Source organism: Alteromonas sp. DYW1 (assembly GCF_059752595.1).
On record NZ_CM186038.1, the window covers coordinates 3,091,739 to 3,108,094 of the forward strand.

A 16,356-nucleotide genomic window follows, 5' to 3' on the forward strand; every position below is an offset into this window, starting at 1 on the left:
AGAGGTTACACCGTAAATTGAAGGCTCCACCCAGTAGTTAAACGAAGCAGAACACTATCTGATTACGAAAATATCACTTTTGCATTGTCACGCATATCTTTAAATTCGTCACTGTCTAACTCTTTTACGTCAGCAACGACATCGCGTTGTAATGCTAGGTTAAATACTGCATCTTTCTGACTATCCATTTGCCCGCTAACCGCAGCACCCACTCGCACAAAATCCAAGTAGCTCAGTTTCTCGGGGATCACGGACAAGTCCTTCCAGCTTGCAGCCACACTCGAAAACTCACTAGAAAAACCCCAAGCATCCATGATCGCTGCACCGACTTTACCTGACATCTTATCGATTGCGTCTTCGAGGAACGTTGGATTAGCAAAAACTTCAGCGTGTCGCTCTGCTTCAGTCAGGATTGGTAGTACACCAATTTTTGACACCAAAGCCGCTAGAGTGGCTGAATCCAATTGCAATTCGCGTTTCTTAGTACGCTGGGTATACATTTGCAGTGTCGCCATCGTGTTCGCTGCGATATCAACCGTTTTTTCCCATTCACGGCGCAAATACTCCGCCACAACCTCGTTTTTCGACACAAAAAGTTGTTCCATGGCCAATGCAGTCGCAATGTTCTTAATTTGGCGTAAACCAATGCGAGTTACCGCTTGGCTGACTGAACTGACTTTGACTGTGCGGCCCATGTAAGCACTATTAGAAATCTTTATCATCCTGGCGCTTAGCGAAGGGTCTTGAGAAATAACGTCTGACATTGCGTTTAAATTGATTTCAGGGTCGTCTGCAGCTTTACGAATCTTAAGCGCAATTGCCGGCAAAGTCGGTAAAACCAGAGTATCGTTATTAATCTTTTCAGTAAGAATGGTTAACAGTGCATTTTGTGTTGACATGTTGTTGCCTTATGTAAACGCGGATGGCGAGAGTGATTTTTTTATTATCTGGTTATAGCGTAAACGATTCAGCATGACAGTCAATTGGAAAGTGCGATTGTTGCTTGATCAAAATCAAGCTAAAGGGATCCCCAGCCAAGCGGACTGCCGCACTGATTGAAAGTGCTGCATAGACCTAATTGTAAATGGGCCTCACGCGCTGTCAGGATGATAGTCAAACCAACAAAAATTCAGGTATGCTTATTACCCCTGAGTATAACAATAACGACAGAAGAGAACTTTATCGTGCGAACTACCTTTAAAACTACCCTACTATGCAGTGGCGTCATTGCTGCCTGTGCGACACTTTTTGCTTGTTCTAAACAGCCCAATTCTGAAGTCAGTGAAGTCCCCGCAGCGACCAGCACCAGCACCAGCAGTGTTGAGTATTTAGGCACAACTGAGCGGCTATCGATTTACTTTCCCGTAGAATTAACAGCTGATTTAAGTCACTTATCTGACGCACAAAAGGCCATGGTCGGATTACTCATTGATGCATCTAAAATAATGGACGACCTATTTTGGCAACAGGCATTCGGGGGCAATAAAGCGTCGTTTTTGGCCGACCTTGAAGATGATGCAGTGCGTCATTTTGCCACCATTAACTATGGTCCTTGGGATCGTTTGGCTGGCGATCAGGTATTTTTAAGTGGCTTTGCCGAAAAACCTGCAGGCGCACAATTTTACCCGAGTGACATGACCAAAGCTGAATTTGAAGCGGCGGAGTTTGCGGATAAAGCCGGTTTGTATAGTATGGTAGAACGCAACGCAGCAGGCGAACTGATCGCGACGCCCTACTCACAAAAGTTTGCTGCGGAATTAACTCAAGCAGCTAATTTTCTCACTCAGGCCGCCGAACTGGCAGCAGATCCAGAATTTGCCAATTATCTGAGACTACGCGCGGAAGCATTATTAACGGATCAATACCAAACCTCTGATATGGCTTGGATGGACATGAAGAATAATCCTGTGGAACTGGTTTATGGTCCAATTGAAACCTATGAAGATCAACTCTTTGGTTATCGTGCTGCGTTTGAATCTTATGTGCTGATTAAAGATCTGGCGTGGAGTGAACGTTTAGCTAAGTTCGCGGCATTCTTGCCCGCATTACAACAAGGCCTGCCTGTCCCTGAAGCCTATAAAGCTGAAATGCCGGGGGCGAATGCTGACCTTAACGCCTATGATGTGGTTTACTACGCTGGCCACAGCAACGCAGGGAGTAAGACCATTGCGATTAACCTGCCGAATGACGAAGAAGTCCAGCTCGCCAAGGGCACACGCCGATTACAGCTAAAAAATGCGATGCGTGCCAAGTTTGATCACATCTTAGTACCGATTGCTGAAGAGTTGATCGTCCCCGAACAGCGTAAGCACATTACTTTTGATGCATTCTTTGCCAACACCATGTTTCATGAAGTTGCCCATGGGTTAGGCATCAAAAATACCTTAGATGGTGCCGGCACTGTGCGTGCTGCGTTGAAAGAACACGCCTCGGCGCTGGAGGAAGGTAAAGCCGATATTTTAGGCTTATACATGGTACAGCAACTGTTAGAGCAAGGTGAAATCACTGAAGGTACGTTAGCAGATTATTACACTACCTTTATGGCTGGCATTTTCCGTTCTGTGCGCTTTGGTGCTTCGTCTGCACACGGCAGAGCCAATATGATCCGGTTTAACTTTTTTGCTGAGCAAGGTGCTTTCACGCGCAACGCTGAAGGCCAGTATCGTGTTGACATGGAAAAAATGGATGCCGCGATTGCTGCACTATCGCAGACCATTTTGGTTTTACAAGGGGATGGCGATTATACCGGCGTTGCGGCATTAGTCGCAGACAAGGGGGTTATCAAACAACAGCTAGCAGCTGATCTGGAGCGTCTTGCACAAGCGAATATCCCGGTGGATATTCACTTTGAACAAGGCAAGCAAATCTTGGGTTTATAAATCACTCTAGCTTTTTCGGCCGCTCAGTGTAGGGCGGCCAACCTAACAGCTTGCCTGCCAATACATGCAAATGGATGTGATACACCGTTTGCCCACCAAACTCATTACAATTCATTACCGTACGAAAACCTTCACCTGCAAAGCCTTTTTGCTTTGCTAATTCAGCAGCAACCCAAAACAGATGCCCCACTAATTCTCGGTCTGCGCGGCTCATATCATTGATTGTGGCGATGCGCTTTTTAGGGATCACTAAAAAGTGCACTGGCGCTTGCGGATTGATGTCATTGAACGCTAACGCAATGTCATCTTCATAAATAATCTCCGCAGGAATACTACGGTCGATGATCTTGTCAAAAATGGTTTCACTCATTTAGCCCGCTCCCAAAAACGATTATCCGAACACAAACCATAGCAGGATAACACCCAGTGCCAAGCGATAAATCACAAATGGCAACATACCAATGCGCGAAATCCAATTCAAAAACAAATAGATACACAGGTAGGCGCTAATAAATGAGAAACCAGCACCGTAAAAAAGTGCCGTCCAGTCTACGCCATTCCCCTGCTTGAGCAAATCCAGTGTGGCTAATAAGCCGGCACCTAAAATTGCGGGTATTGAAAGCAGGAATGAAAAGCGCGCAGCACTTTCACGATCAAAACCCAGCATCAAACTTGCTGTCATCGTAATACCAGAACGAGAAGTCCCTGGGATTAACGCCAGAATTTGTGCGACACCAATAAATATCGCGTGTCCCCAACGCATTTGCGACATCTTACGGCTAAGCTTTGCTGTCGCATCTGCGTACCACAGCAATAAGCCAAATCCAATGGTCGTTGCAGCCATAACCAATGCAGTGCGCGCATTAACCTCTATCCAGTCTTTGAGCAAGAATCCCACCACAATGATGGGTAAAGTCGCGATCACAATGGACCAAGCAAGTCGACTATCATCCGTTTGCTGAGAAGTGAATCCTGAGCGTAAAAAACCGACTGTCAGGCGCATAACATCCTGCCGCAAATAAATAAGCACAGCGAGAAGGCTGCCTACGTGCACGGCAACATCAAACGCCAAGCCTTGCGTGCGCCACCCCAACAGTTCAGCCGGTAATAATAAGTGTGCTGAGCTAGAGATAGGTAAAAACTCAGTGATCCCCTGAATGATAGCTAAAATGATGATTTCAAATAGCGTCATAACGCGGCACACTCCAATCGAAAACTACAGGCCATAACTTTTGTTTACTCTTGTCGTAGGCATCCCACATTTGCTGATATGTTTTGCCCAATACAGGATGTTGATGTTGAGGTACTAATTCAGCTAACGGTTGCAATACAAAGGCATTGTGCACTATTTCTTCGCGCGGTAATACGACCGGCGAAGCTATCACCAGTGCGTCGTAAGTCAATAAATCGAGATCCAGTGTGCGCGACGCAAACTTTTTCTCGCCACGCTGGCGGCCATTATCGTGTTCGATTTGCTTGAGTAGCTGACAAACCTCGTTGACGGCCATATCAGTATAGGCACCCACCACCAGATTATAAAACGCGGCACCAGAAAATCCGACTGACTCACTTTCGTACACTGAGGAAACTTCAACATCAGCAAAAGCCTCCTGCAATGCTTGTACCCCGGCACGGGTATGCTTCTCTCGCTCGATATTGGAGCCCAGACTAATTAAAATATAATGCGCTTTCACTGACCACGCACCAAACGCACGGCAACCACCTGAGCCTGTGGCAAAATACCTGGCTTTTCAATGGTCATGTCAACGCGAATAATGGGATAGTCCGTCAACAATTTCTGGCACAGAGCTTCGCCAAGTGCTTCTAATAATTCGTAGTTACTCGCTGCGGCAAGTTCGGTCAAGGATGCTGCGACGCGCGCGTAATCCACGGTGTCAGCGACGTCATCACTGTGACAGGCTCGCGTGAGGTCAGCGTCCATAACTAGGTCAACGCGGAGCGTGGTTTGTTGGGTTCTTTCCCAATCATAAACGCCGATAGTTGTTGCTAACTCCAACCCTTTAATCAGTATTTGTTCCATGTTAAATCATACACTTGCGCACTGTTACCGCCCTCGCTTTGCAAGACTGTTCAGACTAGTCTTGCAGACGGCTTTCTTGTAATGTGCCGATAGTTTAACTTGAACTCATGAACGATGACATGGTTGCATTGATAATTTTACTGGTTTGTGTGGCCTACCTGTGCGGTTCTCTTTCCAGCGCGGTGATGATTTGTCGTCTGTTTCGATTACCTGACCCGCGCTATACCGGCTCAGGCAATCCGGGAGCCACGAATGTCTATCGCATTGGCGGTCCATTACCTGCGGTTCTGGTGCTGGTCAGTGATATTCTTAAGGGCACATTGCCAACCTATGGCAGCTATTGGCTCGGTGTTGAACCGCTGTACTTGGGATTAATCGCCATAGCCGCGTGTTTAGGGCATATTTTTCCGCTATTTTTTGGCTTCAGAGGCGGCAAGGCAGTAGCGACTGCCTTTGGGGCAATGCTACCGATAGGCTTAGGTCTCGCGGGTTTATTGATTGTTTGCTGGGTAGCCGTTGTGGCTTTCACTGGCTACTCTTCGCTCGGAGCTCTGGTCGCCGTTGGCTTAGCGCCACTCTTTGTATGGTTTATTAAACCCGCCTACACCTTACCTGTCGCTATGCTTAGCATCCTGATTATTGCCCGTCACCATGAAAATATTGCGCGTTTATGGCAAGGAAAAGAAAGTAAAATCTGGCAAAAAGGAAAAGCGCGCGAATAGTGCTAATTGTTCGGCTAAATTGGTAATAAGCTATCCAGAGGCCAACGCGGTTTTGCTTTGCAGTCATACGCAGTGCGTTCACCGGCTAAAAGACGCTGTGCACCCGCGTACGCAATCATAGCGCCATTGTCGGTGCAAAAGGCTAAGTTCGGGTAAAACACCTCTCCCTGTAATTGTTGCATCATGCTGGCCATTTTATCCCGCAAGACCAAATTGGCACTCACACCACCGGCGATCACTAACCGTTTACCATTTACCTGTTTAAGCGCACGCTTACATTTAATAATCAGCGTATCAACTACCGCCTCTTGAAACGCATAGGCTATATTAGCTTTAGTTTGCGGCTCGTTATCAGCATCACGAATAGTATTTGCGGCAAAGGTTTTTAAGCCGCTAAAACTGAAATCCAAACCTGGACGGTCGGTCATTGGCCGAGGAAACTGGTAATGACCGGGCTCACCTTGCTCAGCCAACTTGGCCAGCATTGGGCCACCGGGATAGTCCAGCCCTAGCAGTTTGGCGGTCTTATCAAAGGCTTCACCAGCAGCATCGTCAATAGACTCACCCAGCACGGTATAAGCACCGAGCCGCTCTACATTCACTAACATGCTGTGTCCGCCAGAGACGAGTAAAGCAACGAATGGATATTGCGGTTGCTCGGGTTCAAGCATTGGTGCGAGCAGGTGCCCTTCCATGTGATGCACGCCAACAATAGGAATATCCCATGCATAGCCTAAGGCTTTTGCCACCGAAGCACCAACCAGTAGGGCTCCCACCAAACCTGGCCCTTGGGTAAACGCGATACCTTCGATGTCACTGGCTTGTAATTTCGCATCATCAAGCGTTTGTTGGATCAGCGGAAGGATTTTGCGTACATGATCACGTGAGGCCAATTCGGGCACCACACCACCATAATCCGCATGCAATTTTACTTGGCTATATAAGCTATGGGCCAACAAACCGTGCTCGGTATCATAAATGGCAATACCGGTCTCATCACATGAGGTTTCAATTCCTAAAACGCGCATCTTCGTACTACCTACAATCTACTTTCGCGCGTAGTGTACGTGTTTGGTAGTTTTTAGCAAATACGACTTTACTTCTGCGTCAGATATGATTAGAATTTCGCACCATTTTTAACCCGGGTGGAGTTTTCTCCTCAAATTAATGCCCGGTAGAACACATTAAATTTTGAGGTGAAATCTTAGATGCCTATCGTTAAAGTTAGAGAAAACGAGCCGTTTGACGTTGCTCTTCGTCGTTTTAAACGTTCATGTGAAAAAGCCGGTGTGCTTTCAGAAGTTCGTCGTCGCGAATTTTTTGAAAAGCCAACTTGGGAACGCAAGCGCAAGAAAGCTGCTGCTAAAAAGCGTCACATGAAAAAATTGGCTCGTGAAAACGCGCGTCGCGTAAAACTCTACTAAGATAGAACGTTTTTACGATCAAACGCGCCGTTAAGGCGCGTTTTTGTTTGTGTTGATAAAAAAGGAACGCTGCATGCCATTAATTGATGAACTAAAAGAAGCGCAAAAAGATGCAATGCGCGCTAAAGATAAATTACGTTTAGGGACAATTCGCATGGCCTTGGCTGCCATTAAGCAACGCGAAATTGACGAGCGTATTACATTATCAGACGGTGATATTCTTGCGGTGATCACCAAAATGGTAAAACAGCGTAAAGATGCTGCACAGCAATTTGACGATGCGAATCGTGCCGATTTAGCCGACAACGAACGCGCAGAAATTACTATCCTAGAGACTTTTTTACCACAACCACTCAGTGAAGAAGAACTCGCAACCCTGATCGATACCGCGATGGCTGAAACTGGTGCTAGCGGGATGCAAGACATGGGTAAAGTGATGGGGTGGTTAAAGCCTAAAGTACAAGGTCGCGCTGATATGGGCGCTCTTAGCGGCAAAATCAAAGCAAAACTCGGTTAGTTTTACTCCTGTAGCTGCCAAGCGCTGCTGCCGCTTGGCAGCTGATTCGACTACTGCTACAGTAAGCCCCCTTAATTCATTGGAATCCCACTTTTTGCATGGCAGGCTTAATCCCACGAGATTTTATTGAGGACATGATTGCCCGCACAGATATTGTGGAAATTGTCGATAGCCGGGTAAAACTTAAAAAAGCAGGGAAAAATTATCAAGCCTGCTGCCCCTTCCATAACGAAAAATCGCCGTCGTTTACGGTCAGTCAAGACAAGCAGTTTTATCATTGCTTCGGCTGCGGTGCACATGGGAATGCGGTTTCGTTTTTAATGGAATTTGACCGCTTAGAGTTTCCCGAAGCCGTTGAAGAGTTAGCTCGCTATCACGGCGTAGAAGTGCCGCGGGAAAAATCAAACTCGTCCCACAAGCCCTCCGTTGGCAGAGAGCAATTGGACGATGACTTTGCCTTGATGGAAAAAGCGACGCGCTTTTTTCAACAGCAATTGAAGCAGCATGCGCAATCCAGCCGCGTTATAGAGTACCTTAAGCAACGTGGCTTGAGTGGCGAAACCGTTAAACATTGGGAAATGGGTTATGCGCCAATCGAATGGGATAGTGTCCTCAAGCAGTTTGGGCAAGGGCCCAAACAACAGCAACAACTCTTAGATTTAAAACTGATCAGTGAAAATGATCGCGGTAAGCGCTTCGATTTTTTCCGCGACCGCTTAATGTTTCCTATTCGTGATAAGCGGGGCCGCGTGGTCGGTTTCGGCGGTCGGGTTTTCGAACAGGACGGTCCCAAATACCTGAATTCACCAGAAACACGGATTTTCCATAAAGGCAGTGAACTGTATGGTTTTTACCAAGCACGGCAGGCTCACCGCAATCTGGCCCAAGTGTTAGTCGTCGAAGGCTACATGGACGTTGTTGCTTTGTCGCAGCACGGTATCGATTATGCAGTCGCGGCATTGGGGACCGCAACCACCCCGGAACATATCCAAATGTTAGTGCGCGCCACCGATGATATCATTTGCTGTTATGACGGCGACCGAGCCGGCAGGGAAGCAGCCTGGCGTGCCATGGAAAATGCCCTGACATACTTAAAAGACGGGATCACCATGCGCTTCCTGTTTCTGCCTGACGGTGAAGATCCCGATAGTTTGGTACAAAAAATTGGAAAAGCCGGATTTGAAGAAAAATTTAAAGAAGCGCAACCGCTTTCAAAATTCTTATTTGATCGCCTATTGCAACAACACAACACCAGTACCTCTGAAGGTAAAGCAGCACTGAAGGCTCATGCACAACCGCTAATTGATAAAATCTTAGGCGACAATCAACGTGATATATTGAATCAAGAGTTAAGCCGCTTATGTGGAGAGAGAGACCGCTACCAGCGCGAACGAGATATCCAACAAGCCAATGCCCGAACGGCGCCACAGAAATCCAGCTTTGGTACCCCCAAAGCCAGCATTTCACCAGTGCGCACAATGATCCGTTTATTACTGGATAATCCTGCTCTCGCGACACAATTACCTGATATTGATTTTGCAATTTTAAGTGACAGCGCTATCGCTGGCATGCCATTACTGCAATCCGTGCACGCATTTTGTCAGCAAAACCCTAATGCCCATACGGGAATGGTGCTTGAGTATTTTCGTGGTAAACCCGAAGCCAGTCACCTCGCCAAATTGCTGCAACAAGAATTCTTAATTGATGAAAGTGCTGCCAGCAAAGTCTTCACTGACAGTTTTAAGAAGTTAATCCACTGGCATTTTGAGCAACGTATGGATGTGCTAATGAGCAAAGATCGCGTGCGTGGCCTAAGCCAAGCAGAAAAGCAGGAACTGAATTTATTAATGCAGGCCAAAAAGCCAGTTTGATAACCTTGAAATTGCACATTTGATAACCATATTGTCTGGCACGAATGGTCATTTATCTGCTATACTGGTCAATTCGCCAGAGTCCCTGTAAAAGTAGACTAAACTTACTTTCACGCTCGGCCGTTAAGGTTAGAACAGAGTGGCTAGCCAAGGCAACAAAACCATTTAGCACTCAGCGTTTCAGCTAAATGCGTAAGATGACATTGAATAGCGCTATTCAAATGAGAGAAGTGTAAAATTTATGCCGCAAAACAAGCAGTCTCAGATCAAACTTCTGATTGCCAAAGGAAAAGAACAAGGTTACTTAACTTTCGCCGAAGTTAATGACCACCTCCCACAAGATATCATCGACTCCGATCAGATTGAAGATATCATTCGAATGATCAATGACATGGGTATTCAGGTGTCTGAATCTGCACCGGACTCAGATGAATTACTCATGCAAGAAACCACGGCTGATGAAGAAGTTGCTGAAGCCGCAGCTCAAGCACTTGCCACAGTTGAGAGCGAAATCGGACGAACAACTGACCCCGTGCGCATGTACATGCGTGAAATGGGTACGGTTGAACTACTTACCCGAGAAGGCGAAATTGAAATCGCTAAACGCATCGAAGATGGCATTAACCAGGTGCAGTGTTCGGTTGCTGAGTATCCTGAAGCCATCACTTATTTGCTTGATCAGTGGGACTTGTACGAGGCAGAAGAGATTCGTTTGAGTGATATTATCATCGGCTTCGTTGATCCTAACGAAGAAGATGTTGCTCCTACTGCTACACACGTAGGCTCCGAGTTGTCGCAAGAAGATCTTGATGATGAAGACGATGATGAAGATGATGATGACGATTCGGATTCAGAAGAAGATGATAACAGCGTTGATCCTGAAGTTGCGCGAGAGAAGTTTACCGAGTTACGTGAGCAGTACTTAAAAACGCGTGCAATGATCGAGAAAAAGGGCCGCGCGCACAAAGATGCTCGCGCTCAGATCAATGCGCTAAGCGATGTATTTAAAGAGTTCCGATTGGTTCCAAAACAGTTCGATCGCATGGTCAAAAACATGCGCGATATGATGGACCGAGTGCGTATTCAAGAACGCTTAGTGATGAAGTATTGCGTTGTTAACGCGAAAATGCCGAAGAAAGACTTCATCAAAGCCTTTGCTGGCAATGAAACTACAACTGATTGGTTAGAAGTTTTACTCGCAACCGAGAAGGACTATGTGCCAGCGCTGCGCGATCAAAAAGAAGAGATCGAGCGCAGTATCAGCAAAATGAACCAGGTGGAATCTGAAACTGGATTGGTCATTGCGGACATCAAAGATATTAATCGGCGGATGTCAATTGGCGAAGCAAAAGCGCGCCGGGCGAAAAAAGAAATGGTCGAAGCGAACTTGCGTTTGGTTATTTCAATTGCCAAGAAATATACCAACCGTGGACTACAGTTCTTGGATTTGATCCAAGAAGGCAACATCGGTTTGATGAAAGCCGTGGACAAGTTCGAGTACCGTCGTGGATATAAATTCTCGACCTACGCGACTTGGTGGATCCGTCAGGCCATCACTCGATCAATTGCTGACCAAGCTCGTACTATTCGTATTCCGGTTCACATGATTGAAACGATCAACAAACTCAATCGTATTTCGCGTCAGATGCTACAAGAGATGGGGCGTGAACCAACTCCTGAAGAGTTATCTGAGCGGATGCTAATGCCGGAAGATAAGATCCGTAAGGTGCTGAAGATCGCTAAAGAACCGATCTCTATGGAGACGCCGATTGGTGATGATGAAGATTCGCATTTAGGTGATTTCATTGAGGATAATACCATTATCCAACCTTTGGATTCTGCCACTGGTGGAAGCCTAAAAGATGCAACGCAAGAAGTGCTCGCAGGTCTCACTGCCCGTGAAGCCAAGGTGTTGCGTATGCGCTTTGGTATCGATATGAACACCGACCACACCCTTGAAGAAGTTGGTAAGCAGTTTGACGTTACCCGCGAGCGGATCCGTCAGATCGAAGCGAAGGCGTTACGCAAGTTACGTCACCCGAGTCGTTCAGAACAACTGAAGAGTTTCTTGGACGAGTAAATCGCCAGTGACAGTAAAAAAACCCGCATATGCGGGTTTTTTTATTGCTGCTCCTTAGGGCTTAATAAACGCTCAAGCAACGAATACAGGGTATCGATTTCGAAAGGTTTTGCCAGATGTGCGGTGAAGCCTAAATGCTTATACTCTGCCACGTCGTTATCCATGACATTGGCCGTCATAGCAACGATAGGTACAGTCGCATTTGCGCTGTGTATCTGCAGAAATGCGGCTTTGCCATCCAACACGGGCATCTGAATATCCATTAATACGATATCCGGCGCAATTGCCGCAAAGGCATCTACCGCTTCCTGACCATTGTTAGCAAAACACAGTTTTGCCTTGGTCGGTTCCAGCATTGCTTTAATTACTTGCTGATTAATCGAATTGTCTTCAGCGATCAGCAACTTGCAAGATGAAAGATCGGGCGTACTAACAGCGTTGCACGATCCATCGAGTTGCGGATCATCTGCCACCGACTCAAGTGGCAGAAAAATAACGAATTCACTGCCCTTATGCGGTGTACTCGAAACATCAATTTCTCCATTCATCAGTTCAATTAGGTCCTTGACGATTGACATACCCAGTCCTGTGCCACCGTATTTACGAGTGATTGAAGGATCTGCCTGACTAAAGCGTTCAAAAAGGTGTTGAAGCTCCTCTTCACTCATACCAATTCCGGTATCTGAAACACAAAACCTGATCCCATGTGTGGAATCTCTATAAGTGTCTGCCACCACAAGCGTAACGCTGCCTTGTTCAGTAAATTTAACCGCATTTGACAGGATATTCGTTAAGACTTGTCGAATACGGGTTGGATCGCCACGCCAAGCATCTGGGAAATCTAACGGGACTTTAGCCACCAACTCAATCTGTTTCGCGAGCGCGCTCGGTAACATATCTGAGACCACTGATTCCACAACACCGGATAGGGAGAATGGGATCGCTTCCAACCGTAATTGCCGCGACTCAATTTTGGAGTAATCCAAGATATCATCAAGAATGCGAGTGAGTGCATGGGCTGAATACATTGCGTTATTGATCAGACCATTCAGCTTATCTTCGGCTAGTGATCGCTGCAGGATTTGTAGTGTGCCTACGATTCCATTCATGGGGGTACGGATCTCATGACTCATATTGGAGAGAAAAGCACTTTTGGCCTGATTCGCTTGTTCAGCCTGTTGCTTCGCCACGCGTAGCTCAGATTCTCTGTGCTCCTGCTCCGTGATGTCCTGAACCACGGACCAGATATAGTCATACCCATCATCACCAGAGATTTTTATCCCAGACAGCAACACTGGATACGTATGTCCTTGCTTATGAATGTACTCTTTCTGGTAGGGCCCGTAACGCCCTTTAGTGTTCATATCAGAGAGCTGTTGTGCTTCCTGTTCCGCGTATTTCTTTGGAGTTAACTGCCAGTAATCCATGGCATTCAACTCATCAACCTGGTATCCGGTAAATCGACTAAATTCCTCATTCACATATTCAAAACGCCCATCTTCCAGGCGATTAATCGCGATACCTACCGGTGCCAGATTGACAAACTGTTCAAATTTCTTTTTTTCTAACAAATAGGCCTTTTGATAGCGAGCCAAATCAGTCGTAGTACTTTCTAATTTAGATTGGGTTGCTATCAAGTCACTGATATCACGACCGATAGCCAGTATTAACGTTTTGTCTAGAAATGGGATAGCTGTTAGCGAGACAAGGCAATTAAAAGTAGAACCATCCAGTCTTGAGTGAACCCATTGGAAAACCTGCGGACCTTCTGATAGCGTCCTACCGATGTATTCCTCGGCCATTTCCTGTGACAAACGCCCGCAGGGTTGATATTCAGGCGATAGATCTGCTGGCTGCAGATGCAAAAAGTTTGCTTCGCTTTCCACCCCATGCATCTGCACCGCGGAGCGATTACATTCAATGAACGTACCGCTTTCTAAATCAATAATTGACAAAGCATCAGCAGACACGTCAAAGAGTTTTTTGTACTTTTCGTGTTGTTGCTCCGCAACAATTAGGTTGCGCCGCAACTGCTGATTCTCGGCACGTAGAGATTGGATTAATTCAGCTTCATTCAAAACAACACTTCTATGAATTTGACCACGGTTATCAAGTGAGTATAGTCCAGAATTTTTACTACACTTTGCCCACCAGAAAAAACTTCTAAACTTTAACGATCTGCCGTTCTTGTTCAGCTGCCGCTCAGCTATTTCTCGTATACTGATTCACTACGTTACATTCAAACGCTGTGGGTAAGGGAGTATGTTGCTCGAAGCATTGTTGCGCTTTACTACGCTCGGTCTGCTTTTAGGCTTGGCATTAGTCTCGTGGCGAGATCGCCGACGCCTGCAAGCAGGCTGGCTTTTACCGATACTCTGCATCACCCTCATAGCGCTGATGATCAGCACCGCTTCAAGCGGACTGAACGTGCCCGCACAAGTTATCGCAGTATCTAGATTTATCGATACCCCAAATACAGTCATCGCCTGGTTGTTTGCTAAATCCCTATTGCAAGACGATTTTAAAGTGGACAAAACTCACATTTCGCTGGCACTGCTGTATTGCATTCCACTCTGGTTTATGTGGCTAAACGTATACTTTGAATGGGGTTTGATTGAATTCTGGCACGGCGTGCTACTCAATCTTTACGCCATTAGTCTTTTCACCCATCTGTTTATTCAATTAATCCGCGATTGGCCTAACGATCTCGTTGAATCACGACGCAAGTTGCGACTATTCTTTGTCGCCACCATTACACTGCTCGTAGTTGCGTTAATTGGCACTGAAATCTTTGCACAGTACTTAAACCGAGAACTGATTAATAGCTTAAAAGTCTTGGTTACCTTGAGCTTGACGCTCTGTGGGTGTTTGTGGTTTTTGCAGATATCCCCCGAACATAAATCCGTCAATCATAAGCCTACACTGTTACAAGCCGACAAATTAACCGCCACTGATGCAAAACTCCATGCCCTATTACATGACCAACTGAATAAGCAGGAAGTATGGCGCGATGCTAATCTTACGATTGCGACCTTGGCTAAGCGGATAGGAGTGGGCGAACATAAATTGCGCGCGTTTATCAATAAACGTCTTGGTTATCGCAATTTCAATGAATACTTGCAAACCTTTCGCTTAGCCGCAGTAAAACGCATGCTACTCGATCCAACTATGCAACAAGAGCCACTACTCTCAATTGCCTTGGCCTGTGGCTTTAACTCGACCTCAACATTTAATCGTGTTTTTCGACAGCATGAAAACATTACGCCCACTGAGTACCGGGAATCAAAAAGAAGCGTAACACCTGAAAACGGCCGATAAAACTCAGTTTTGGGCAGTCTTTTCTCGGATCTGGGCAGACAAATAAGCGTGTATGACGCTAAAAATGAATGGAATACAACAGCGTAATTAAAAACCGAGAGGAAATCAGGCTTTATGCTCGAAAAATGGATAATCGCGGGAATACTAACAGCACAATTATTTTTTTTAAGTAATGGAGCACACGCTGGACAACCAGCTGACCTGCACAGTGCTAAGGAACTTAAGGCCGATCTTCAGGAACTCGCAGAGCGGATCAAACAAGATCATCCTCGGCCTTTTCGCTTCATCAGTGAAGCCGATTTCGATACCTTGGTGGCCGAACAAAGCAATTTAATCGATAGCAATTCAACGAAGAAGGATGCCTACTGGGCAATGAGTCGAATTATAACCAGTATCGGTTGCGGACATTCCCGGCCCTTTTATTTCAACATGGAAGACAAGGAAATTCAGCCCGCACAACGTTTTCCTGTTGAAGTACGCATGTTTGCAGAGCGCATGTATGTTATCGATCCGCTCAATAGTGCGGACAAAGTTGCAGTTGGTGATGAGATTACAGTGGTTAACGGCCGTCCAGTCGCCAGTATCATGCAAGATATACTCGTACGTATCCCCACTGACAATCATCTTATTAATCCTAAATGGCATGAATTTAATGCCTCGGCAACCTCTTACCTTACCTATGCATTAGGGTTCCCTGAACATTACGAAGTCGAAGTCGCTGGACATCCTGGAAGCTATACTTTGAATGCATTGTCGGAGTTTGAGCACAAACCCATACGCAGTCCCAACGACCTCTGCCAAGAGGATCTATGTTATCGAGTCGATAAATCGCGGAACCTTGGGATAATGACCATCCATAGCTTTGCATTCTACGGTGAACGCGGCCAGCAATTCGTTGATTTCGTCGCCAGCGCATTCGGTGATCTCTCTGAGCAACAGCGCGCAGGACTGCTCATCGACGTGCGAGATAACGGTGGTGGCTCTGGATTGGCAGCTAACTGGCTCCTCCGACGTATTGCCCACAAGCCTTATCAATATTGGTCCACAACATCAGACCCTCGAGGGCAAGAAGAATTGTTTGAAATCCAAAAGCCAGTGGCTACCGGATTTACTGGGCCTACGACGATCCTCATGGATGCTAATACTTTTTCCGTAGTGCCACATTTCCTTGCGATCGCCAAAGAACATAGAATGGCCACCCTTGTAGGAACACCAGCTGGCGGCACCAAGTCAAGCAATGATGGCAAGCGGCAATACTCTGCTACCAATACCGGTTATCAATACACCGTGGCTCGAATGACGTTTGACGTGGACGCGCCATCGCAGAGCGCTGACGCCCCCGTACAACCGGATGTTTTTATCCAACCCACACTGCAGGACACTCTGATGCGCCAGGACAGTGTACTAGAGGCAACATTGAAGCTTATGACCAGAACCATTCAGCTCACTACTAATAATACCGAGTTGATGGAATAGCCCATGATTCGTGGACAAACTTTGCATA

Annotated in this window: 15 protein-coding genes; 8 read left to right on the plus strand and 7 right to left on the minus strand. The window is 46.4% G+C overall.

The genetic code is table 11. The features are described from left to right. Positions 1–62: 62 nt before the first annotated feature. Positions 63–899 (minus strand): HDOD domain-containing protein, encoded by an 837-nt coding sequence (locus AC121Z_RS13930; protein WP_498124660.1) that lies wholly within the window; start codon positions 897–899, stop codon positions 63–65. A 282-nt stretch (positions 900–1,181) separates the two neighbouring features. Here AC121Z_RS13930 and AC121Z_RS13935 point away from each other — a divergent pair, with 282 nt between their 5' ends. After that, entirely contained in the window at positions 1,182–2,879 is a 1,698-nt protein-coding gene (locus AC121Z_RS13935) for a dipeptidyl-peptidase 3 family protein (RefSeq protein WP_498128263.1), read from the plus strand. Position 2,880: 1 nt separating this feature from the next. On the opposite strand, the gene AC121Z_RS13940 is transcribed toward AC121Z_RS13935, so the two are convergent. From AC121Z_RS13940 to folB, 4 genes are read right to left on the minus strand one after another with little or no spacing between them, the layout of a single operon-like run. Further along, a complete protein-coding gene (locus AC121Z_RS13940) occupies positions 2,881–3,249 on the minus strand; it encodes a histidine triad nucleotide-binding protein (RefSeq protein WP_498124662.1) in 369 nt (122 codons plus the stop codon). Positions 3,250–3,270: 21 nt separating this feature from the next. Continuing rightward, complete coding sequence (locus tag AC121Z_RS13945; protein ID WP_498124664.1) at positions 3,271–4,071, minus strand: undecaprenyl-diphosphate phosphatase; 801 nt, start codon at positions 4,069–4,071, stop codon at positions 3,271–3,273. Further along, on the minus strand, positions 4,058–4,573 hold the full coding sequence (folK, locus tag AC121Z_RS13950) for a 2-amino-4-hydroxy-6-hydroxymethyldihydropteridine diphosphokinase (protein ID WP_498124665.1): 516 nt from the start codon (positions 4,571–4,573) through the stop codon (positions 4,058–4,060). Before folK ends, AC121Z_RS13945 begins: the two co-directional genes overlap by 14 nt. Continuing rightward, positions 4,570–4,920: a dihydroneopterin aldolase gene (gene folB / locus AC121Z_RS13955; RefSeq protein ID WP_498124666.1), complete on the minus strand. Its 351-nt coding sequence runs from the start codon at positions 4,918–4,920 to the stop codon at positions 4,570–4,572. Before folB ends, folK begins: the two co-directional genes overlap by 4 nt. 119 nt (positions 4,921–5,039) lie before the next feature. Between folB and plsY the strand changes: the two genes are divergently transcribed. Further along, positions 5,040–5,642: a glycerol-3-phosphate 1-O-acyltransferase PlsY gene (gene plsY / locus AC121Z_RS13960; RefSeq protein ID WP_498124667.1), complete on the plus strand. Its 603-nt coding sequence runs from the start codon at positions 5,040–5,042 to the stop codon at positions 5,640–5,642. Between the two features lie 14 nt (positions 5,643–5,656). Here plsY and tsaD read toward each other — a convergent pair whose 3' ends face one another. Next, positions 5,657–6,670, minus strand: a complete 1,014-nt coding sequence (tsaD, locus tag AC121Z_RS13965; RefSeq protein ID WP_498124669.1) for a tRNA (adenosine(37)-N6)-threonylcarbamoyltransferase complex transferase subunit TsaD — start codon at positions 6,668–6,670, stop codon at positions 5,657–5,659. Between the two features lie 180 nt (positions 6,671–6,850). On the opposite strand from tsaD, the gene rpsU reads away from it, so the two are divergent. From rpsU to rpoD, 4 genes are all read left to right on the plus strand, one after another. Then, entirely contained in the window at positions 6,851–7,066 is a 216-nt protein-coding gene (gene rpsU / locus AC121Z_RS13970; RefSeq protein WP_070123829.1) for a 30S ribosomal protein S21, read from the plus strand. A 73-nt stretch (positions 7,067–7,139) separates the two neighbouring features. Further along, complete coding sequence (locus AC121Z_RS13975) at positions 7,140–7,583, plus strand: GatB/YqeY domain-containing protein (protein WP_498124671.1); 444 nt, start codon at positions 7,140–7,142, stop codon at positions 7,581–7,583. 98 nt (positions 7,584–7,681) lie between these two features. Further along, a complete protein-coding gene (dnaG, locus tag AC121Z_RS13980; protein ID WP_498124672.1) occupies positions 7,682–9,454 on the plus strand; it encodes a DNA primase in 1,773 nt (590 codons plus the stop codon). A gap of 241 nt (positions 9,455–9,695) precedes the next feature. Then, positions 9,696–11,534: an RNA polymerase sigma factor RpoD gene (gene rpoD, locus AC121Z_RS13985; protein ID WP_498124674.1), complete on the plus strand. Its 1,839-nt coding sequence runs from the start codon at positions 9,696–9,698 to the stop codon at positions 11,532–11,534. 41 nt (positions 11,535–11,575) lie between these two features. Here rpoD and AC121Z_RS13990 read toward each other — a convergent pair whose 3' ends face one another. Then, on the minus strand, positions 11,576–13,612 hold the full coding sequence (locus AC121Z_RS13990) for an ATP-binding protein (RefSeq protein ID WP_498124676.1): 2,037 nt from the start codon (positions 13,610–13,612) through the stop codon (positions 11,576–11,578). 184 nt (positions 13,613–13,796) lie between these two features. On the opposite strand from AC121Z_RS13990, the gene AC121Z_RS13995 reads away from it, so the two are divergent. Continuing rightward, entirely contained in the window at positions 13,797–14,852 is a 1,056-nt protein-coding gene (locus AC121Z_RS13995; protein WP_498124677.1) for a helix-turn-helix domain-containing protein, read from the plus strand. A 114-nt stretch (positions 14,853–14,966) separates the two neighbouring features. Continuing rightward, positions 14,967–16,328 carry a S41 family peptidase gene (locus AC121Z_RS14000; protein ID WP_498124679.1) on the plus strand — a complete coding sequence of 454 codons (1,362 nt, stop codon included), beginning with the start codon at positions 14,967–14,969 and terminating at the stop codon, positions 16,326–16,328. Positions 16,329–16,356: the final 28 nt, after the last annotated feature.